The organism is Holdemania filiformis (assembly GCF_003459085.1).
GTDB lineage: Bacteria > Bacillota_I > Bacilli_A > Erysipelotrichales > Erysipelotrichaceae > Holdemania > Holdemania filiformis.
On record NZ_QRUP01000006.1, the window covers coordinates 68,093 to 88,441 of the forward strand.

17 protein-coding genes and 1 riboswitch are annotated in these 20,349 nt (G+C 47.4%); of the genes, 1 reads left to right on the forward strand and 16 read right to left on the reverse strand.

Annotation, left to right across the window (positions count from 1 at the left end; all coding sequences use genetic code 11):
• Positions 1 to 16: 16 nt before the first annotated feature.
• From DWY25_RS06485 to metK, 14 genes are all read right to left on the reverse strand, one after another.
• The gene (locus DWY25_RS06485; RefSeq protein WP_117894551.1) at positions 17 to 1,099 is read right to left on the reverse strand and encodes an ABC transporter substrate-binding protein; all 1,083 of its coding nucleotides are present in this window, start codon (positions 1,097 to 1,099) and stop codon (positions 17 to 19) included.
• A complete protein-coding gene (locus tag DWY25_RS06490) occupies positions 1,083 to 1,886 on the reverse strand; it encodes an ABC transporter permease (RefSeq protein ID WP_117894552.1) in 804 nt (267 codons plus the stop codon). The genes DWY25_RS06485 and DWY25_RS06490 overlap by 17 nt, the downstream gene beginning before the upstream one ends.
• Positions 1,883 to 2,671: an ABC transporter permease gene (locus tag DWY25_RS06495; RefSeq protein WP_006058616.1), complete on the reverse strand. Its 789-nt coding sequence runs from the start codon at positions 2,669 to 2,671 to the stop codon at positions 1,883 to 1,885. Before DWY25_RS06495 ends, DWY25_RS06490 begins: the two co-directional genes overlap by 4 nt.
• Before the next feature lie 6 nt (positions 2,672 to 2,677).
• The gene (gene potA, locus DWY25_RS06500; protein WP_117894553.1) at positions 2,678 to 4,246 is read right to left on the reverse strand and encodes a spermidine/putrescine ABC transporter ATP-binding protein; all 1,569 of its coding nucleotides are present in this window, start codon (positions 4,244 to 4,246) and stop codon (positions 2,678 to 2,680) included.
• Between the two features lie 25 nt (positions 4,247 to 4,271).
• Positions 4,272 to 4,811, reverse strand: coding sequence for a helix-turn-helix domain-containing protein (locus tag DWY25_RS06505; RefSeq protein WP_117894554.1), 540 nt, complete (start codon positions 4,809 to 4,811; stop codon positions 4,272 to 4,274).
• Between the two features lie 263 nt (positions 4,812 to 5,074).
• Positions 5,075 to 5,239: a hypothetical protein gene (locus DWY25_RS17720; protein WP_181981727.1), complete on the reverse strand. Its 165-nt coding sequence runs from the start codon at positions 5,237 to 5,239 to the stop codon at positions 5,075 to 5,077.
• Positions 5,240 to 5,339: 100 nt separating this feature from the next.
• A complete protein-coding gene (gene trxA / locus DWY25_RS06510; RefSeq protein ID WP_006058611.1) occupies positions 5,340 to 5,660 on the reverse strand; it encodes a thioredoxin in 321 nt (106 codons plus the stop codon).
• Between the two features lie 162 nt (positions 5,661 to 5,822).
• Positions 5,823 to 6,551, reverse strand: a complete 729-nt coding sequence (gene nagB / locus DWY25_RS06515; RefSeq protein WP_006058610.1) for a glucosamine-6-phosphate deaminase — start codon at positions 6,549 to 6,551, stop codon at positions 5,823 to 5,825.
• Positions 6,552 to 6,637: 86 nt separating this feature from the next.
• Complete coding sequence (locus tag DWY25_RS06520; protein ID WP_006058609.1) at positions 6,638 to 7,480, reverse strand: aldose 1-epimerase family protein; 843 nt, start codon at positions 7,478 to 7,480, stop codon at positions 6,638 to 6,640.
• Positions 7,467 to 8,273 carry a Cof-type HAD-IIB family hydrolase gene (locus tag DWY25_RS06525; RefSeq protein ID WP_117894555.1) on the reverse strand — a complete coding sequence of 269 codons (807 nt, stop codon included), beginning with the start codon at positions 8,271 to 8,273 and terminating at the stop codon, positions 7,467 to 7,469. The genes DWY25_RS06520 and DWY25_RS06525 overlap by 14 nt, the downstream gene beginning before the upstream one ends.
• A complete protein-coding gene (nagA, locus tag DWY25_RS06530; RefSeq protein WP_117894556.1) occupies positions 8,266 to 9,402 on the reverse strand; it encodes an N-acetylglucosamine-6-phosphate deacetylase in 1,137 nt (378 codons plus the stop codon). The genes DWY25_RS06525 and nagA (DWY25_RS06530) overlap by 8 nt, the downstream gene beginning before the upstream one ends.
• A gap of 234 nt (positions 9,403 to 9,636) precedes the next feature.
• Positions 9,637 to 10,773, reverse strand: coding sequence for an N-acetylglucosamine-6-phosphate deacetylase (gene nagA, locus DWY25_RS06535; RefSeq protein WP_117894557.1), 1,137 nt, complete (start codon positions 10,771 to 10,773; stop codon positions 9,637 to 9,639).
• Positions 10,774 to 11,223: 450 nt separating this feature from the next.
• Positions 11,224 to 13,242, reverse strand: coding sequence for a YgiQ family radical SAM protein (locus DWY25_RS06540; protein WP_117894558.1), 2,019 nt, complete (start codon positions 13,240 to 13,242; stop codon positions 11,224 to 11,226).
• A gap of 269 nt (positions 13,243 to 13,511) precedes the next feature.
• Positions 13,512 to 14,612: a methionine adenosyltransferase gene (gene metK / locus DWY25_RS06545; RefSeq protein ID WP_117894559.1), complete on the reverse strand. Its 1,101-nt coding sequence runs from the start codon at positions 14,610 to 14,612 to the stop codon at positions 13,512 to 13,514.
• An 89-nt stretch (positions 14,613 to 14,701) separates the two neighbouring features.
• Positions 14,702 to 14,790, reverse strand: a riboswitch (SAM riboswitch).
• A gap of 223 nt (positions 14,791 to 15,013) precedes the next feature.
• On the opposite strand from metK, the gene DWY25_RS06550 reads away from it, so the two are divergent.
• Positions 15,014 to 15,847: a Cof-type HAD-IIB family hydrolase gene (locus DWY25_RS06550; RefSeq protein WP_117894560.1), complete on the forward strand. Its 834-nt coding sequence runs from the start codon at positions 15,014 to 15,016 to the stop codon at positions 15,845 to 15,847.
• 306 nt (positions 15,848 to 16,153) lie between these two features.
• Here DWY25_RS06550 and recQ read toward each other — a convergent pair whose 3' ends face one another.
• Both recQ and DWY25_RS06560 read right to left on the reverse strand, forming a co-directional pair.
• The gene (gene recQ, locus DWY25_RS06555) at positions 16,154 to 18,016 is read right to left on the reverse strand and encodes a DNA helicase RecQ (protein WP_117894561.1); all 1,863 of its coding nucleotides are present in this window, start codon (positions 18,014 to 18,016) and stop codon (positions 16,154 to 16,156) included.
• A gap of 385 nt (positions 18,017 to 18,401) precedes the next feature.
• A complete protein-coding gene (locus DWY25_RS06560; RefSeq protein WP_117894562.1) occupies positions 18,402 to 20,342 on the reverse strand; it encodes a hypothetical protein in 1,941 nt (646 codons plus the stop codon).
• Between the last annotated feature and the right edge of the window lie 7 nt (positions 20,343 to 20,349).

Sequence of the window (20,349 nt, forward strand, 5' to 3'; positions counted from 1 at the left end):
CTGAGCCGTCAGACTTTTAACTGTTTTTGACTTTAATCCACAGATCCGCTAATTTCTTTTTCAGGATCTCGTTATGCTTGAATACTTCATCCTTGGCATACCCGACACGCGGCAGATAAGCCGGATTTCCATCATATTCCCCGCCCGTGGCGCTCATTTCCTCCAGTACGTTCTTGTTGCTGGAAGCGTAGCCGACCGTACTGGAATTATCATAGGAAGCGTCGTCAGTCAGAATGTAATTGATGAATTCATTGGCCAGCTTCGGGCATTTGGCGTTCGCCGGGATGACCATCGCGTCGCTCCACAGGTTTGTGCCTTCTTCCGGCAGCCAGTAAGCCATATCCTCATTTTCCGACAAAATGTAAGCCGCGTCGCCGCTGTAAACGACGGCGATATCCTTTTCGCCGGTGACCATGCCGTCGATGACTTCATCTGTCACATAGGAAGGATCGACCTTCTTATCCATGTCCAGCAGCCATTCATAAGCTGCCTGAATCTCGTCTTCATTTTCTGTATTCATCGAATACCCCAGCGCCTTAAACGCCATCATGAACGAATCCCGCTCGGAGTCATAGACGAACACATGTCCCTTGTATTTCTCATTGCGCAGCACGTCGAAGCCCTGCGATTCCACATCTGCCGGATCGACGTTGTTCTTGTTGTAGACAATTCCGACCATGCCCCAGAAATACGGCGCGGAATAGGTATTATCCGGATCGTAGGACAACCCCTTGACGCCGTCGGCCAGGTTCGCCAGATTCGGAATCATCGACTTATCCAGCGGCTGAAGCATATTTTCGTCGATCATCCGCTCGATCATGTAATCGGAAGGCACCAGCACGTCGTACTGACTGCCGCCCAGCAGCTTCGTATACATTTCCTCGTTGGAGGCAAACATCGAGTAATTGATTTTGACATTGTACTGTCTTTCAAAATTGGACAGGACGTTTTCCCCGACGTATTCGCCCCAGTTGTAGACATTCAGCGTGCTGCAGCCATAGACCTCCTGCGGATCGATATCGCTCTTGCCGCCGCCCCCGCAGCCGCCAAGCGAAACGACCAACAGGCCGCACAAACCCAGTTTAACCCAGTTTTTCATTTTTCTTCAATTTCCTTTCTTTCACCAGCGGAATGACGTTGACCAGAATCAGAACAACGGTGATCATCACCACAATGATCGTGGACAGCGCGTTGATGCTCGGATTGATTCGTTTATACATCGAATAGACGTAAATCGAGATGTTGTTAATGCCAGGACCGGTCGTGAAGAACGAGATGACGAAGTCATCAAACGACATCGTGAAGGCGATCAAAGCGCCGGAAACGATCCCCGGCATGATCTCCGGAACGATCACCTTGATCAGAGCCTGCCATGGCGTCGCGCCCAGATCCAGCGCGGCTTCCGGCAGGTTGGGATCCATCTGGCGGAGCTTGGGCATGATGCTGAGCATGACGTAGGGGATACAGAACGCGATATGCGCCAACAACAGCGTCATGAAGCCGGTTTTAATGTTTAACGAGGTGAACAGAAGCATTAAGCCGATCGCTGTGACGATTTCCGGATTCATCATCGGCAGATTGTTGATCTGCAGCGTGAGGTCCTTCACGATCCGCTTGGATTTAGACAAACCGATGGCCGCGATCGTGCCGACAATCGTAGAAACCACCGTCGCGATCACTGCGATGACCACGGTGTAATAGATCGACTCCATAATCGTGCGGTTGGCAAACATCTTTTCATACCACTGCAATGAGAAGCCGGTGAATTTGCTTAACGACTTACTGTCGTTGAAGGAGAAGACGATGACATAGAGAATCGGCAGATAGAAGAACGCGAGAACCAGCACCAGATAAAACCGGGAGAACAGGGATTTCAATTTTTTCATGCGCGGGTTTCCCCCTTGTTCTCATAGTCAACCTTCTTGGTGATGAACATCGAGATCATGATGATCACCGCCATGATCAGCGAAATCGCCGAACCGAAGTTCCAATCGCCGGTGGAAATAAAGTAGTTCTCGATCAGGTTGCCGACCAGGACGTAATCGCCGCCGCCCAGAAGCTTCGGAATAAAGAAGCTCGATACCGCCGGCAGAAAGACGAGCGTAATGCCGGAGATGACGCCCGGCATCGACAGCGGCAGCGTAACGCGCAGGAAGGTCTGCACCTTGTTGGCGCCCAGATCCTCCGCTGCGGTTAACAGGCTTTGATCCATTTTAGTCAGCGACGTATAGATCTGTAAAATCATAAAGGGAATAAAGTTATAAACCATGCCGACAAACACCTTGAATTCGCTGCTGACCGGAAAGTTCAGCAGGATGCCGCGCCAGGCGTACGTTCTGACCAGCATGTTGATCCACATCGGCAGCGTGATCAGCAGCACCATGACCGATTTGCGGTTGCCGTCGAGCTTGGCGATGAAATACGCCGCCGGATAGCCTAACAGCACGCAGATGACCGTTGTGATCAGCGCGATCTTTAACGACCGCCACAGCACGTTGGGAAAAATACTGTCGGAGAAAAAGCGGGCGAAGTTATCGAGCGTAAACTGCAGCGTCAGCACGGAGTTGCCCTGCTTGGTGAACGCGTACAGCACGATCAGAAGCATCGGCGCCAGAATCATGATCGCGATCCATACCAGATATGGATACAGCATGCGCGCAAAGGATTTCATAGCGGCTTACACTCCCATCTTGGACATGACGTGAATGTCCTCCGGCGCGAATTTGAGATCGACTTTCTTGCCTTCCTCCTGGAAATCCGTGGTGTGGATCTTGAAGATGCGGCCTTTGGTCGCAAAGGTAATGTCGAAGTCGCCTTCCGCAATCGTTTCCGGATCGAAATCGTATTTCACTTCGCTGATCTCGATCGGACTGTCGTCCTCCAGATCCCAGGCCTCGGCGCTGGCCCACATTTTCAAATCGGTGTTCAGCGCGACGCTCTCTTTGATTTCATCCGGTGTTTTATAGAAGTCAAAAGCGGTAATACCGATGTTATGCTTGTTGTCCTCGACGTACTTCGGCTCGACGACGCTGATTTTAATCGTGATCGAAGTGCCTTTGGAGGTACCGAAGGTCGCCGGATAGGTGCCGGGCTGCGGCTTGATATCATATTCGACGGTAGACAGGGAAATAAATTCATCTTCCTCGTCCCAGGCCTGCGCGTTGGCGCGGGCGATGACGTCGGCGTCGGTCATCTCCGCGACGTCCTCCAGGTCCATCGTGAAGTCGTTGGCGGAAATTTTTTCGTTAGCTTCCGGATTTACTTTGTCATGATTAGCCAGAACGTGCATCTTGACCGTTTTCGCGGTCCCCGACACGGTCTGAACCATGATTTCATAATGAACCCCCTTGAACAGCAGCGATTTAACCTCGCCGTTGAGGATTCCCTGGCCGCGCGGCACGATGTCGATGTCTTCCGGACGGATCACGATATCGACGTTTTCATTCTTTTTAAAGCCGAAGTCCACGCAGTCATAGATCTTATCGTCGAACATGACGCGGTAGTCTTCCTTCATAACGCCGTCGATGATATTCGATTCCCCGATAAAGCGGGCGACGTATTCGTTTTCCGGCTCGTTGTAGATTTCTTCCGGGGTGCCGATCTGCTGGATTTCGCCATCCTTCATGACGACGATCTTATCAGACATCGTCAGGGCTTCTTCCTGATCGTGCGTGACGAAGATAAACGTGATGCCGACTTCCTTCTGAATTTTTTTCAGCTCATGCTGCATTTCCTTGCGCAGTTTGAGGTCCAGCGCGCCTAACGGTTCGTCCAAAAGCAGAACCTCCGGCTCGTTGACCAACGCGCGGGCTATCGCGACGCGCTGCTGCTGACCGCCGGAAAGCAGGGTGACGTTGCGTTTTTCAAAGCCTTCCAGGCCAACTAAGGAAAGCATCCGCATAACCTTCTGTTCGATGACATCCTTGGACTGCTTCTTGATTTTCAAGCCGAACGCGATGTTTTCATACACGTTCATGTGCGGAAACAACGCATACTTCTGGAACACGGTGTTGATCTCCCGTTTATAGGGCGGGACCTGGCTGATATCCTGACCGTCGAAGATAATCTTGCCTTCCGTCGGTTCCAGAAATCCGCCTAAAATTCTGAGCAGCGTCGTCTTGCCGCAGCCCGATGGACCGAGCAGCGTGACAAACTCATTTTCATAGATATCCAGATTGACGCCCTTCAAGACGATCTGGCCGTCAAATTCCTTCACGATATTCTTAAACTGAATTAGTTTTTTCATTCGTAAATCCCCTTTCTCATTGGATCTAAAAGATCGGCGGCGTGCAGATCCACAGCACGCGGGCCGGCTGGGCCGAATCATTTTTCAGACAGTGGCTAAACGATCCCTTGACATAAAATGTCTGCCCTTTTTTAACGATATAGACCTTTCCTGTGTCCAGATTGACCAGTTTGATCCGACCGGACAGCACGTAGCCGAATTCCTCCCCTTCGTGAACAGCGACTTCATGCGACTGGCCCTGCGGCGGCAGTTCCAGCAAAATCGGCTCCATTTCGTTTTTCTGGGCATTGGGCACGATCCAGTGGATCGTACAGTCCTCACGTTCATCGACGAAGTAGTCGTCGTCGGTAAAGACCAGCTTTTCCTCGGTTTCTTCCTGGAAAAACTTCGCCAGCGTCGTCCCCAGCGCTTCGACGATATCCTGCAGCGTCGCGATCGAAGGCGAGGTCAGATTCCGTTCCAGCTGCGACAGGAACCCCTTGGTTAATTCGCAGCGGCTGGCCAGTTCTTCCAGCGTCAGGTTGTTCTTCGTCCGCAGCTGTTTGATCCGATATCCGATATCCATCCAACCCCTCCTTTTCCGCTCCTATGTTTAGTAACACTAAACTTCTCGGAAGCATTTAATAAACACAGATATTATTATACATACGCGCCTGTAAAATTCAATAGTTTTAAACAAAAAGATTACTGCCGTTAAACTTTTTTTCAGGATTCAGGTCAGCGCGGACCTGCGGCGGCTAAGTTCATCAGCGGAGCGAGGATGGACAGCGGCTGGATTCTGACGGATTGTCTATTCTCAGCGTTCTGCTTTCTAAGAAACTTTGTCCTTCAATCCATTCCGGAATGCGCGGCTGCGTTCTCCTTTGCCAGCGCTTCCCGCCCGGGATCAGATGCTTCCGATTCTGCTTTACCCTCACGAATGGCCGCCGCTGATCTTGCCCTGTTTTCCAGTTCTTTGCCTGTATCCAGTTTTCCCCGATCTGTCCGCTTCATCCCCGCTCTCGCCGATCGGCCGAGAATAAAAAAAACCGGATACATAGGGTACCCGGCCTTGTGAAACAATCTGAGAATTAATTGTACCGCAACAGACGATTTACAGCAAACCGTCGATCATGTTTTCCAACATGTTTTTCGGCTGGAAGCCAACGCTCTGCTTCACAGCTTTTCCGCCTTTGAACGCGATCAACGTCGGAATTGACATGACGCCGTAGCGCTGCGCCAGATCCTGCGACTGATCGACATTCACCTTCACGATGTCCAGCTTGCCTTCATATTTCGCCGCGACTTCTTCCAGCACCGGCGCCAGCATTTTGCACGGCCCGCACCAATCGGCGAAGAAATCCACGAGCACCAGCCCGTCCTTCGCTGTTATTTCATCAAATTCCTGCGTATTTACAATTTTCATATTCTTCATCCTCCTGTTCAGTAATCTAAGTATATCACAGTTTTTTCCTTTGCATACCGAAATGCTCACGGCTGAAGGCGGGGAGATCACCGGTCAAAGTTCTTATTTATGGCAAAAAACAAAACAGCCCGAAGGCTGTTTTGAGACTAGGCTATATCCGCTCGGAATGGCTTAGAGCTTGCTTGCCGCGCCGCGGTCGACGATGACCGTAACATCCGGATGGTTCTGCAGGACGCTGGCCGGGCATTCTTCCGTAACCGGACCCTTGATCATGGCATAGACGGCATCCGCCTTGTTTTTGCCATTGGCAACCAACAGGATTTTCTTGGCTTTCATGATCGTCGCGATGCCCATGGTGATCGCTTCGGTCGGAACTTCCTCGCCTAACGGATCGAAGAAACGCGCGTTATCCTGACGTGTCTTTTCCTTCAGAACGACGGTGTGCGTCAGCGTATCAAACGATGTACCTGGTTCGTTGAAACCGATATGGCCGTTAGCACCGATGCCTAACAGCTGGATGTCGACTTCAAAGTTCTTCATCGCTTCTTCATACTTTTCGCATTCCGCCTGAATGTTGTCGCTGTCGCCGACTGGAACGTGAACATTCGCATCAGGAATGTCTAAGCCGTTGAACAGGTTTTCATGCATGAAGGTCCAGTAAGTCTGGCTGTGATCGCGCTTCAGGCCGATGTATTCATCCAGGTTGAAGGTGACGACATTCTTATAGGACGTCCCGTTTTCCTTGTGATCCTTGATCATATTCTGGTACAGACCGATCGGGCTGGAGCCTGTCGCCAGACCCAGAACCGGATTGGACTTGGATGTGATGACTTCCTTCATGACTTCAAAAGCTTTTTCGCTCAGTTCGTCATAGTTTTCCGTCACAATAATTTTGAACATTTGAAATTCCTCCCTTTTTCATCTATAACAATAGCACGAAACCGGTGTAAACTCAACGTTTCGAGCCGTTGTTGCCAAAATTAAAATTACGCGATTTCGATCGTGTACGAAGTCGTGAAGCTGCCGTTTTCCTTCAGCTGGATCGTGCCCTCGCGTTCTTCAAACGGAACGTGGACTTCCTCGAAATCACCATGCCCGTGCCAAGGTTCAATGCACAGGTAAGGAGCGTTCTGCTTGGTCCAGAAGGCCAGCCAGCGATAACCGGCAACGCTGACTTTAACACTGTTTTTGCCATTGGTCAGGGTGACATACGGTGAGCGCAGATGCTCGAACAAAAGCGTCGGAATGTTGTTGAACGTCGCATAGTCCAGAGCGATTTCCCGTTCCTCATTTAAGCTCAGCGACGCGTTGGAACTGGAGGTCGTCTGCGTTTCCGGGCAGGCGAAAACGAGTTTATAATCTTCGAAGCGCTCGCCTGAAGCCATCGGACAGTTAAACGCCGGATGCAGGCCGAAGGAGAACGGCATCATCCGTGGCGAATGATTGTCAATCCGGTAGGTGATCGTCAGCTTCCGGCCGGACAGCTGATAGGTCACCGTGAGTTTGAATTCAAACGGATACTGCGCGCGGGTTTCCTCATTATCGCTTAACGATAAAACGATCGTATCTTCACTCACGCTTTCAACGGTGAATTCGCTGTGGCGGGCAAAGCCATGGTTGCCCATCTTGTAGGTCTTCCCGTCGATCTGGTAGTCCTTGGTCCAGGTGCTGCCGACCATAGGGAACAGGATCGGATTGCGGCCGGCCCAGAACTGCGGATCGCCCTGCCACATGTGTTCGATATTCTTTTCTTTGTCATAAAAGCTGGTGATTTCCGCCGCCAGCGTTTTTACTTCCACCACGGCGACTTCATTTTCAATTCTCGGCATGATTTTCCTCCTCGATCAATCCAAAATGCAGACAGGCTTTGTAGACGCCATCGCGATCGATATCGTCGCTCACATAATCGGCGGCCTGCTTCGCTTCGTCGCAGCCATTGCCCATCGCGATTCCCAGACCTGCCCGGCGAATCATTTCCACGTCGTTGTAGCCGTCGCCAAAGGCCACGGTTTGGGATTCGTCAAAACCCCAATGCGCCGCCAGTTCAAGCATTCCGCTGGCCTTGTTCGCATCCGCCGCGGTGACTTCGTTGGCGAAATGCATGACCATAAGATGCGAATTGTGCAGCAGCGGCCGGATCGCATCGACATGCTGGGCATCCCGGGTGTAAAAAATGATGTTGACTAACGGCTGATGCTTCCACAATGTCTGGCCGGGACGCATCTTATACAGGAAATAGAACAGATCGCTGATTTCCTGGGTGTAGTGCAGGTCATGGCTGTTTTCGCCATGCACGCCGCTGTAGCGCACGACTAAGTTGTTGCGGCGGCAATAATCGATCACCCGTTCGGCATCGCCTTCGTCAATGATTTTCGAAGCGATGATTTTCCCATGATCCATGATAATCCCGCCCTGAGCGCAGACAACGCCGTCCAGCAGATCCGTCAGCTTCGGCGGCAAATTAACTAATTCCTCCACTGCCCGGCTTGTGCACAGCGCGATCTGACTGCCGTTTTGCTTCAGTTTTTCCAAAGCGGTATAAGCGGAAGCGGGAACGTCGTGAAGGGTATGGGAGAACAGGGTGTGATCGATATCAAAAAAGACGGCGCGGGCTTTACTCATGCAGCATCGCCTCGCCCAGCACCCAGGTTTGGGCTACGCTGTAATCGTCGTTGAGCACGCATAAATCGGCGTCGAAGCCGGTTTCGATCAAGCCTTTGCGGGCAAAGCCCATGCGCTTGGCCGGATTGATCGTCGCGGCGTTGATCGCCGTTGCCAGCGGCAGCTTCATCATTTCGATCAGATTGCCGACCATCACATTCATGCGGTTGGAGCTGCCTGCCAGCTTGCCGTTAGGCAGCCGCCCGCAGCCGTCCTCGCCGACCGTCACGTCGCGGCCCTTCATGTGATAAAAGCCAGGTTTCAAGCCTTTAATCGATACGGAATCAGTGACCAGGATGAGTTTATCCTTGCCCTTGACGCGGCCCAGCACGCTGGCGACGGCCGGATGCACATGCACGCCGTCGGCGATCAGCTCGGCATAAATGTCCTCAAAGAACATTGCGGCTCCGGCGGTTCCCGGTTCCCGGTGATGCAGACCGAGCATGCCGTTAAACGTATGCGTGAAGCTGTCTGCCCCGTCTTCGATCGCTTTGGCGCATTCGTCGAATTTCGCTCCGGTATGCCCCATCGCCACCTTGACGCCCTGGGAAACACAATAGCGGATCAGCGCGTGATCGTCATCTTTTTCCGGCGCGATGCAGATCATCTTGATCTTGCCTTCAGCCGCCTTCTGATAGCGGTCAAACTGGTCGACGTCGGGTTTCTGAATTAAGTAAGGATTATGCGCGCCCTTGAATTCATGGGAAATCTGCGGACCTTCGACATGGATGCCCTGGATTTTTGCACCGCGGTGATCCTCGTCCATGATCGTGCTGATGAGCGCGAAGGATTCCAGCAGATTGCTTTCCGGAGCGGTCGAGGTCGTCGCTAAAAAGCTGGTGACGCCGTCCTGCGGCAGATATTCGATCCAGTTCAGCAGACCTTCGCGGGTTGCGTAGTTGCAGTCCAGCCCGTTGTAGCCGTGGCAGTGAATGTCGATCAGCCCCGGCAGGATCCGCTTGTCGCCGTAATCCACGTCAGCTTTCTGAGCGTCATAGGATTCGATAGCCGTGATCTTTCCGTTGTCAAAAACAAGCTGAGCCGGAACGAATTGTTCGTTCAGCCAGACGCGAGTGCTTTGTATTCTCATCTTAATTCCCTCTTTTCTCTGGGTGTTTCTCTTTGTTTGCCGTTGCCGAATTGAATGGGGATTCCCATGGCCGCAAAGCCTGGGCGGCGCATAATCACGGCCGCCGATCTGCGGTGTTTGCGGAAAGAACAGACCGCTGGAAATCCTGTTTTTCTTTAAGATTCCTCGCGGCATCTGTATTTTTCCTTAGTTCTGACGGCCAACTACAAAGAAAAACCTGAAAGGTTCAGGTTTTTACAGCATTTCTTTTCCGAGGCAGTATGTCTGAACCACGTCGTAATCGCGGTTGAGAACAACCAGGTCGGCGTCGTAGCCCGCCATGATCTTGCCCTTGCGGTCATCCATGTTCAACAGACGAGCCGGGTTCAGGGAAACCATGTTGACAGCCCAGTCAAACGGCAGCAGCGCCTTTTCAACCAGGTTCTGCAGACCACGGTTAAACTTCAAGGTACCGCCGGCCAGCGTGTCAGTACCGTGCAGATAAGCGGAGCCGTTTTCACGGATATCGATCTGATTGCCGCCCAGCTCATAGTAGCCTGGCTCGCAGCCCTTTGCGCACAGCGCATCGTCGATCATGACGGCATAATCGCGGCCCTTTGCGGTAACGTAAGCGTTGACCGCTGCCCAGTTGACATGGTTGCCGTCGCAGATGATTTCGCCATAGGTGTCGCGGCAGCGCATTGCGGCGCCAACCAGGTTCGGCGTGCGGTGATGCAGCCCGTTCATTCCGTTAAAGACGTGCGTCATGGAGTTTGCGCCGTTGGCGATGCCCATCAGCGCGTCTTCATAGGTCGCGCCGGAATGACCAATCGAAACGCAGACGCCATGGCTGGAGGCGTAGCGTGTTAAAGCCCAGTCCGGATCCATTTCCGTTGCCAGTGTGATGACTTTGATCATGCCCTTGGCGGCTTCCTGATATTTCTTGAACTGCTCAACATTCGGTGTGACGATGAACTGTTCCGGCTGCGCGCCCTTGTTTTTTGCGTTCAGGTACGGGCCTTCAAAATGAATGCCGAGGATTTCCGCGCCTTCATAGCCTTCGTCAACAACTTCCGTGACATTGATCAACGCTTTGGTCAGCACTTCTTCGCTCTGCGTGACTGTGGTCGGCAGGAAACCGGTGATGCCTTCCTTCGGCAGTCCGGCAGCCCAGGTCCGCAGCCCTTCATGATTGGCGTCGTTCGTATCAAAACCCAGACCTCCGTGGCAATGGATATCGATCATGCCCGGCAGGATCCGGTCCTCGCCGTAGTCCTTATCGACCGGCTTGGTTCCATATGGGTAAATTCCTGTGATCTTCGCGTCTTCGATCTCCAGCTGCGCTTCGATGAACGTACTGGAAACCCAGACCTGCTTACTTTGAATAATCATCTTTTAGTCCTCCCTTGATGTTCTTATTATATCCCCTTTGAAAATTGAATTCAACAATTGCACCCCGCAAAGATGGCTTTTTTATTCATTGATAAGAGTATGTTTTGTGATAATAATTTCATGAATGAAAGCGGTTCGGCTGCGGCCTGGAAACGAATCGGAAAAAGAACGAAGAACATGGACGGGTTTGCGCAGCTTCCTTGTCTTAGACGAGCGGAATTCTCATGAGAAAAGTCGGAACCCGGACTATTGTCTGGAATTTTAGATCCCCCGCGTTGGCAGCCATTCAGCTTTGGAGCAGTTTTGAAAGTGTGCGGCTAAAGGTTTGGCAGAGATCGCCGGCGTTTAGCACCGGACAAGCCTAACGAAAAGCAAAAAACGCCGCAGAGATCAACCGGCGTTCGTTGAAACAAATAGCGTTGGATTACCCGTGAAGCAAAACGATTGGGATCATCCCTTGCGCTTGTTCGCAGGTGAGGATGAACCCTGAGATGATTTTCTGCGTTGATCAAAGCGCTTGTCCTGAGCTGCGTGTTTTTTTCCTGCAGCAGATTCCTCACGCCCTTTTCCCGACTTTTGCGGGCGGCTTTCTGACTTGGTATTTCCGCTGCCGCTCCCCTTTCGTTTGCCCTCTTCTTTAACGTGCCGGTCAGTCTTCCGGCCAGCACCTGCCGCAGGCTTTCCCCAGGGAACTGGCGGAATCAGACAATCGCGGCCATAGCCGATCAGATCGGTCCGTCCGGCACGGGTCAGCGCTTCATGCACAAGTTTATAATTCCGCGGGGCGTTGAATTGCATCAACGCTCGCTGCAGCTGTTTTTCATGTGGATCCCGGGCGACGTAGACCGGTTTCATCGTCATCGGATCCAGCCCCGTCCAGTACATCGTCGTGGAAATCGTTGCCGGAGTCGGATAGAAATCCTGCACCTGCTGCGGAATGTGATTGATCGACTTGAGATAACAGGCCAGCTCGATCGCGTCGTTCAGATCACAGCCGGGATGCGAGCTCATCAGGTAAGGAACGAGGAATTGATTCATTCCATATTCCTTGTTCAACGCCAGATACTTCTCCCTGAATTTTTCATACAGAGCGTGATTGCATTTGCCCATTGTATCCAGCACCTTGTCGCTGACATGTTCCGGCGCTACCTTCAGCTGACCGGAGATGTGATACTGCACCAGTTCGCGGAAAAAGGTATCGTCTTGATCATACATCAGATAATCGTACCGCACGCCCGAGCGCACAAACACCTTTTTCACGCCCGGCAATACCCGCAGATCGCGCAGGATGCTGAGGTAATCGCGATGAGAAACCTCAAGATTTTTGCATGGCTTGGGATGCAGGCATTCCTTGCCCGGACAGGTTCCGCGCTTCAGCTGATCCTGACAGGAAGGATGGTAGAAATTCGCGGTCGGGCCGCCGACGTCATGGATGTAACCTTTGAAATCCGGATCCTGGATTATCTTTTTCGCTTCCTCCAGAATCGACTGCTTGCTTCGTGAAGAAATCACCCGTCCCTGATGATTGGTCAGCGCGCAGAAAGCGCAGCTGCCGAAACAGCCGCGATTGGAGATGATCGAAAAGCGGACTTCATCAATCGCCGGGATGTGATGATACATCGGATGGAAGGTTCTTTTGTAGGGGAGTGAATAGGTAAAATCCATCTGTTGCTGCGTCAGAGGCAGCGCCGGGGTATTGGCGACGACATACCAGCCTTGATACGGCTCGACCAGCACCGCGGCATTGAGGGCGTCGATGTTGAGATGCTGGATGCGGAAGCTCTCGGCATATTTGCGCTTATCCTGCGACACTTCCTCAAAGGCCGGCAGCAACTTATGCTCAAACAGATGATCGATCGTCTTACATTTGTAGACGGAGCCTTTAATCCAGATAATATCCTGGATCGGCAGACCGCCGTCCAGCGCTTCCGCCAGCTCGATGATCGAGTTCTCGCCCATGCCGTACAATACGAGATCAGCGCCGGAATCCAAAAGGATCGATCTTCGGACTTTATCATCCCAATAGTCATAATGGGCTAACCGCCGCAGCGATGCCTCAATCCCGCCCAGAATCACCGGCGTCTTGGGATAGAGTTGTTTGATTTTCTGGGAATACACAATCGTCGCGCGGTCCGGGCGTTTGCCCATCTCGCCGTTATCCGTGTAATTATCTTTATCGCGGCGGCGTTTGGAAACCGAATAATGATTGACCATCGAGTCAATGTTGCCGGAGGACACCAGAAAGCCCAGCCGCGGCTCACCGAATTCCATAAAAGGTTCGTCGCGCGTCCAGTCGGGCTGCGGTATCATGCAGACCTTATAGCCGTAGGCTTCCAGCATGCGTGTGATGATCGCCGGGCCGAAGGACGGATGATCGATGTAGGCGTCGCCGCTGATATAGATGAAATCGGGTTGCGTCCAGCCGCGTTGTTCCATTTCTTCACGGGTTACAGGTAAAAAATCAGTCATCGTCTTCCTCCTTGGCTGGCTGCCAGCGTTTCTTGTTTCTGTTTGTTTAGAACGGATGAGTTGTGCAAATCAAAGTGGCGGGAAATCCAGTCGTTTTGAGATGGGCTTTTCGCCATCGGGCGCGTTTTCCTGGTTTGCGCTGTGAATAATATAAATTCTTTTATTTGCCTGTTGTCATTCCCGGCACTTCTTGATTCGTGATGGGATTGTCTTTATTGTACTTGAATTTTGTCGTTTTGTCTTCCACAGCTGCGAAGAAAAAGCGCCGGTCAGCGCTTTAACTCAATTAACTTTTCCCAGGCGCAGTCGCTGCGGCCAAAGTGACCGTAAGCGGAATAGCGGCTGTAGATTGGCTTTTTCAGGTCTAACTGACGAAGGATGCTGGAGACGCGGAAATCGAAATTCTTATGAATAATTTCCAGAATTTCCTCGTCGCTGACCTTGCCGGTCCCGAAGGTTTCGACATAGATCGAAATCGGTTCGCTCTTACCGATGGCGTAAGAGACTTCAATTTCCAACCGATCCGCCAGGCCGGCCGCCACCAGGTTCTTGGCGACGAAACGGCTGTAATAGGCCGCACTGCGGTCAACCTTGCTCGGGTCCTTGGAGCTGAAGCAGCCGCCGCCGATCCGTCCCATGCCGCCGTAGGTATCGACGACGATCTTACGACCGGTCGTGCCGCTGTCGCCGAACGGTCCGCCAACGACGAAGGATCCGCTTGGATTAATGAGAATCTTCGTATCCTTATCGATCAGGTTGGCGTCGATTACCGGATTGATGACCTCATTGATGATCTTGGCCCGGATTTCTTCCTGGGTCGCTTCAGCGATATGCTGCGTGGAAACGACGATGGTGTCGAGCCGGACTGGTTTGTTATCGTCATATTCCACGGTGACCTGAGTTTTGCCATCGGGTTTCAGGATGGAGTGGGCTTCCTGTTTGCGGACTTGTTCCAGCCGCTCTGCCAGCCGGTGAGCCAGCGCGATCGGCATCGGCATGTAGTTTTCAGTTTCGTTGCAGGCGTAGCCGAACATAATTCCCTGATCGCCCGCCCCCATATCGGCTTCATCATGCATGACCGCTTCGTAGATTTCTGCCGACTGCTTCGACACCTTGGTCAAGACTTCAAATTCTTCTGTGTAGCCGATCTCGCGGATCTTGTCCTTCGCAATTTTCTCAAACGGCAGATCGGCATTGGTGTTCGCTTCGCCATAGATAAAAATCAGATTGTCTTTGATCGTCGTTTCCACCGCCATCTTGCTGGCAGGATCCTGACGAAGCGCTTCGTCCAGAATCGCGTCGGAAATGGCGTCGCAGATTTTGTCCGGGTGTCCGCTGGTGACGGATTCGCTGGTAAAAAATTTTTTCATAGATTATCCTCCTTGTCTTTTTTATCAAGGCAGATATGACGCATAAGAAAAGCCTTCAGAAAGAAGGCTTCATGATTCATCGTCCTGCTTTCTTATCGTTGCCAGCATTACCACCTTGCTTTCAAGCAGGTTGGTATGAGTTCGCCGAGCTGACTCTCTCCCTCATTCTTGATAAAAAGACCAGGAATAGTAAACCATACCTGATGATAAAAAGCAAGGATTTCTCTACATAATCCGCAAATTCCAGACATTTCCGGCTTTCTGCCTGAGCTTGATTTGAATTGATTTGAATTCTGCGAAGCTTGCCGCCCATTTGTTATTTTCAGGCTTGTATTCCTTCTGCGACTTTGGTATCATAGTTAGAAAATATTCAGAAAGAGGAAAGAGGAGGATTTTTGTTTATGAGTTCAATTCGCCTGATCGCCACCGACCTGGATTTCACCTTACTGAACGAACATTTTGTCTTAACCGAAACCACAAAGGAAATTCTCAGCCGGATTTTGGACAGCGGCGTGGAATTTGTGCCATGCAGTTCCCGGCCCTTAGGGGAGATTCCGCAATGGCTGCGGGATCAGAAAAAAATCCGCTGGATCGTCACGGCCAACGGAGGCTTGATCGTGGATAATCAAACGGGAGAAACCTTGGTTTCCAATACGCTGCCTGCGGCCAAAGCCAAAGCGTTATTGACAAAGGCGGAACCGATGAATCCGCATTGGAGTTGTTTGATTGAAGGGCGGCTTCACAGTCATCTGGCGATTCTGGACGACCGGAAGGCGTTGAAGATCGACGGTTCTTACTTGGAAAATATTTTGAAAAACCGGATTTGGGAATCGGGGATGGATTTCCTGGATGCCCTGCCGGACGCGCAGATCGCGAAGATTCATTTTATTACCAGCCGCGATTATCCGGAAAAGAAGCAGGCGTTGATCAATCTGTTATCAGATGAAGAGGGAATTGAACTCACATCTTCGCATCCGTCAAACCTGGAAATTCTGCATCCGCAGGCGAATAAAGGCGAAGCCTTGAAATGGGTCATGCGGCAACTGAACTGCACGCCGGAGGAAACGGCGGCATTTGGTGATAACGCCAACGACCTGCCGATGTTGAACGTCGCCGGACACAGCGTCGCTGTCGCCAACGCGACGGAGGAAGTGCTGGCGATGGCGCGGCATCATGCGTTATCGCATAAAGAAGACGGGGCTGCGCGGATGATGGAGCAGCTGGTGTTTCAGTAGGGAGTAAAGAAGAAGCTTTTTCAAAGTATGTCCATCACGGTTTATCCTTGTTTGCCAAAACGCATAAATAGAAATTAAAATCAAATATAAGAGGCCGGCTGGCAGAGACAATCTCACTCTGCTTAACCGGCCTTTTTCTTACCCTTTTATGATTAAAACATTTACCCGGCCGATTCTTATTCAATCATTCAAATTACAATGGCTATAACATCATTTCTCGACAAATTTAATCTTTTATAGGAACTCCTTGCTTTTCATTCATCTCATAATACTTGTTTTTCTTCTTTTAACTCAAATATCGAAATCTTAAGCATCATCTTGAATTGAGGTTTTATCCTCCTGATGCATCTTTTTAAAGTCCACAATAACCGCTAAGAATCGTTGTCCATATTTTTGTAGTTTATTAACACCAACACCTGCGATATCCAACATCGCCTCTTCATCAAGCGGCAATTTAATACACATTTCAATCAGGGTCTTATCATTAAAAATGATATAAGGTGGTAATCCTTCCTCCCTCGCAATATCTGTCCGAAGTTTACGCAAAGCATCAAATAAAACATAGCCAGCGGAGGTAAGCTTGTCTGTATTTCTTTGCTTGCCCTTTAATTTTCCAGCTTCCTGTATTTTTTCTTCAGTGACTTTTAAAATCACATGGGTATTTTCATCTTGCAGCTTCGAGATATCGCCAAGTTTCAAAACTCCATATTGGTCTTCTGACTGAATCAAATATCCCTGATTAATGAGTTCATAGATGAGCTCTCGGATCTGCGACTCAGAGTATTTCTTTAATGCTCCATAGGTTTTGTAACGGTTCGTGCCTACCTCTTTAAGTCTTGCACGATTTGCACCGATTAAAGTTCCCAATACAATTGTTAATCCGTACCGGCCTCTTGTTTCTGCAACGCAATTGATAACCTGTTTCGCTTCTTCAGTCATATCAATTTTTTTATAGTCTTTCATGCAATTGCCGCAGTTATCGCAAGGTTTTATTACTTTTTCCCCAAAATAATCTAAAATGGTATTCCTCAGACATCCATTGGTTCTGCAATAATTCTCCATAATTTTAAGACGCCGGGCATCCCGTTGTTTTATAATCTCAATTTCCTCAGAAGAAAGATCTGAAAAATCTTTATTTTCCAGCAAGAACTTGTTGATCATGATATCTTGGGCAGAAAATAATAGGATGCATTGTGAAGTCTCTCCATCCCGGCCTGCACGGCCTGCTTCTTGGTAATAACTTTCCATGCTTTGAGGCATGTTATAGTGGATTACATACCGGACGTTCGATTTATCAATGCCCATCCCAAAAGCATTCGTCGCCACAATGACCGGAGTTCGATCATAGATAAAATCATCCTGATTTCTTTTTCTTTCTTCTTTGTCTAATCCGGCGTGATAGCGGGTAACAGAAACACCTTGTTTAGAAAGTAACGTAAAAAGGTTATCTACGTTTTTGCGAGTCGCGCAATAGATAATTCCGCTTTCTTTTGCATGTTTCTCAACATACTCTATGACAAAACGATCTTTATCTTTTCTTTTTTCTACACTATAAAATAAGTTTTTCCGATCGAATCCAGTCACAACCACCTCAGGTTCAATCAGATTTAAAACACAGAGTATATCTGTTTTTACTTCTTGCGTTGCGGTTGCCGTAAATGCACTGACAATCGGACGTTTTGGCAAACTTTTGACAAATTCGATGATTTTCAAATAACTTGGTCTAAAATCCTGACCCCATTGAGAAATGCAGTGAGCCTCGTCAACGGTAATCATGGAAATATCTGCACGATGGGCAAAATGGATAAAATAGTGACTTTCTAGTCGCTCTGGAGCGACATAGATAATCTTATAGACTCCTTTTTCAGCAAGCTGTAAAGCTTTAGCAATTTGAGCTTCACTCAGGGATGAATTAATAAAAGCGGCGCGAATTCCTGCTTCATTCAGGGCCTTGACCTGATCCATCATCAGTGATATCAACGGTGAAATTACCAACGTAATCCCAGGTAACATCACAGCAGGAATTTGATAGCAGATTGATTTTCCTGCCCCTGTCGGCATGATTGCCAATGCATCGCGCCCGGCAAGAATTGCATTAATGATTTTCTCCTGACCTTCTCGGAAAGAATCATAGCCAAAGTATTTTTTCAGGTTCTGTCTTGCGTCCATCTTCCATCCCTCAAATCTATTTCATAAACCTAGACCAATGATAACACAGATATTTAGTAAACTGCTTGGATATTTGAAGCAAGTATCTTAAGATAGAATGTCAGGAATATTCAAATCACTTTTATATCAGTAACGGAAATTAATCGATGGAACGAATAATAAAATTTCAGAATAAGGTTTAAATTTTTATACCTCAAAACCTTAATATTCTTTCCTCATATATACTTCTATTGTTTTTGGTTGTAAAATCATAGAAGTTTCTTTACTTCAAGTCTTTTTTACATTCTACTACTCAACCAGTGACATCACTACTATGCATTCAACATGAAATTTTTGTCCAAACTTATCCTACGCCAATACATATATTTATTAAGATTCAATTTAATTAGTATTCTTTCTTTGTAGGGTACTTTAAACAAAATTCTTCGTTTATCTTTATAACTATTAGAATCATGATTCTTAGAAAAATAAAGTACTCCTGTTTATTTTGATTTTCATTTACTCTTTGTGTACCATGAGTATAGCTATTACGAATATCAAGTCCATTGTCAAATTCGGACTTATTAAATAAATAATTATAATAATCCTGTTCTGGTTTCGAAAATAATGATGACGAAAACTGTATTAATCCTATTTTATTTAATTCCATAATAATAGATTGATAATTTTTCATATAATTAAAACACACTACATCGTGTTCATATAACTCATTTAGTATCTTTATCTTTTCCCTATATGGTGTTATTCTTTTTTCTTCATCAATTTTTATAATATTATGATCAATTAACCAATCAATGCTAGATATTTGATAATCATTAAACATATCATAATAGATATTTTCTTTTTCTAGTAAACAATAAAACGAATTGTATTTATTTGATAATTTAGGGATGTAATGAATTATTGATTGATCCGAAAATAATAAATGACTTATCCTTTGATATTCATTCCCACAAGGATAAATATATTTATTACTTAACATGCTTGGTATATCTTTAATAAACATATGCTCAGTTGATATATGTAATAACTCATCATCAATTTCTCCATCTTCACAATAAATTTTAAATTTTTTCAAAATACTATCAAATTCAGCAGCAATATTCCTACATTTTTCAAGATATGACGCTGTTCGTGAAGATTTATTAAAACTAAAGCCTTTTACATTAAATTCTTCTTCTAAATAATTACAAAAGAACCAATCAATAATGTCCTCTAAATAAATATTATATTTTTCTAATTCTTTACAATATCCTATCATTTGAAGTTGTGCCAACATCTGAATTTGTTGAAATGCAATTCCAGTAGAATATTCTTTTCTTCCTTTAATTCCTAAAGTTTTTTCTATAATGCTCATTTGAGATTCTCTAGAAACGTGAAGAGATCTAAATTGCAGATCTGTATATGCAAATAAATAAATAAAATTATTTAACAACGTTGGATAATCCAAATTTTCTTTTATCCATTTTGCACTATACGAAACCGATAGAGTTCTATTATCATATGGTTCAAATTTAATTTCTTCATCTAGCGTATCAGAAAAAGAAACCTGCACACCATATTCGAATCCAGTTCTATCTTTGAATAAAACCTCTATTTGTTCATCATATTTTCGTTTTGCTCTTAGCCTTAATCTATCGGGTAAACACAGATCATTTGTACCGTTTGATTCAAAAATTAGTCGTAGATAATTACTATTAGGTGAGTTACTTGCTATGTAATTATCTAATATTAATGTTTTCTTTTCATTTGATAACTCGGCTGGGAAATATAAAGTTTCTATATTTCTGTCATGTTTCTCCAAGTAATAACTTAGCATCATTTCAGCACAAAATGGATTTGCTTCCATGTATATAACTATTTCTCCCGAAAACTTTTTCACTAGATTTTTACATTTCAAAACATCTTCTAAGAGAAAATGTTTATTCAAAATTATATTTCTAAATATCTCGTCTGAAATTTTATCATAAACTTTATACTTTTCTATAAGTTTCCAAAAATCATCTCTGTAGTCGTAATAAATTGTATCAAACATGCTTTCCATTGTTTCTATATTAATTTCCGAAAAAAATTTACCTATTACTTTTGAAAAGTTTTTTACAATCTCACTATAATCGTTCAGTTGTTGTTTTGTCCATTGTATAGGATAGATTTTATTTCGAAAAAAATGTTGTATATTATATAATTCGATAATTTCGTTAATATCTGTTCTTTTTGTCTCAATCTCAAAATTACAAACAATATCTTCTATTCTCTTTACATAAAATTCAGCACTTAAATCATTTACAGAATAGTATTTTACTCTTAAAACATCATTTGTATCCATAACTATA

Excerpts from the sequence above, each read along its gene's own strand:
- DWY25_RS06495 (WP_006058616.1), bottom strand. The coding sequence starts at position 2,671 with ATGAAATCCTTTGCGCGCATGCTGTATCCATATCTGGTATGGATCGCG.
- DWY25_RS06505 (WP_117894554.1), bottom strand. The coding sequence starts at position 4,811 with ATGGATATCGGATATCGGATCAAACAGCTGCGGACGAAGAACAACCTG.
- DWY25_RS06560 (WP_117894562.1), bottom strand. The coding sequence starts at position 20,342 with ATGGATACAAATGATGTTTTAAGAGTAAAATACTATTCTGTAAATGAT.
- recQ (WP_117894561.1), bottom strand. The coding sequence starts at position 18,016 with ATGGACGCAAGACAGAACCTGAAAAAATACTTTGGCTATGATTCTTTC.
- potA (WP_117894553.1), bottom strand. The coding sequence starts at position 4,246 with ATGAAAAAACTAATTCAGTTTAAGAATATCGTGAAGGAATTTGACGGC.
- DWY25_RS06520 (WP_006058609.1), bottom strand. The coding sequence starts at position 7,480 with ATGCCGAGAATTGAAAATGAAGTCGCCGTGGTGGAAGTAAAAACGCTG.
- nagA (WP_117894556.1), bottom strand. The coding sequence starts at position 9,402 with ATGAGAATACAAAGCACTCGCGTCTGGCTGAACGAACAATTCGTTCCG.
- nagB (WP_006058610.1), bottom strand. The coding sequence starts at position 6,551 with ATGTTCAAAATTATTGTGACGGAAAACTATGACGAACTGAGCGAAAAA.
- DWY25_RS06485 (WP_117894551.1), bottom strand. The coding sequence starts at position 1,099 with ATGAAAAACTGGGTTAAACTGGGTTTGTGCGGCCTGTTGGTCGTTTCG.
- DWY25_RS06550 (WP_117894560.1), top strand. The coding sequence starts at position 15,014 with ATGAGTTCAATTCGCCTGATCGCCACCGACCTGGATTTCACCTTACTG.
- DWY25_RS06540 (WP_117894558.1), bottom strand. The coding sequence starts at position 13,242 with ATGACTGATTTTTTACCTGTAACCCGTGAAGAAATGGAACAACGCGGC.
- DWY25_RS06490 (WP_117894552.1), bottom strand. The coding sequence starts at position 1,886 with ATGAAAAAATTGAAATCCCTGTTCTCCCGGTTTTATCTGGTGCTGGTT.
- DWY25_RS17720 (WP_181981727.1), bottom strand. The coding sequence starts at position 5,239 with ATGAAGCGGACAGATCGGGGAAAACTGGATACAGGCAAAGAACTGGAA.
- metK (WP_117894559.1), bottom strand. The coding sequence starts at position 14,612 with ATGAAAAAATTTTTTACCAGCGAATCCGTCACCAGCGGACACCCGGAC.
- nagA (WP_117894557.1), bottom strand. The coding sequence starts at position 10,773 with ATGATTATTCAAAGTAAGCAGGTCTGGGTTTCCAGTACGTTCATCGAA.
- trxA (WP_006058611.1), bottom strand. The coding sequence starts at position 5,660 with ATGAAGAATATGAAAATTGTAAATACGCAGGAATTTGATGAAATAACA.
- DWY25_RS06525 (WP_117894555.1), bottom strand. The coding sequence starts at position 8,273 with ATGAGTAAAGCCCGCGCCGTCTTTTTTGATATCGATCACACCCTGTTC.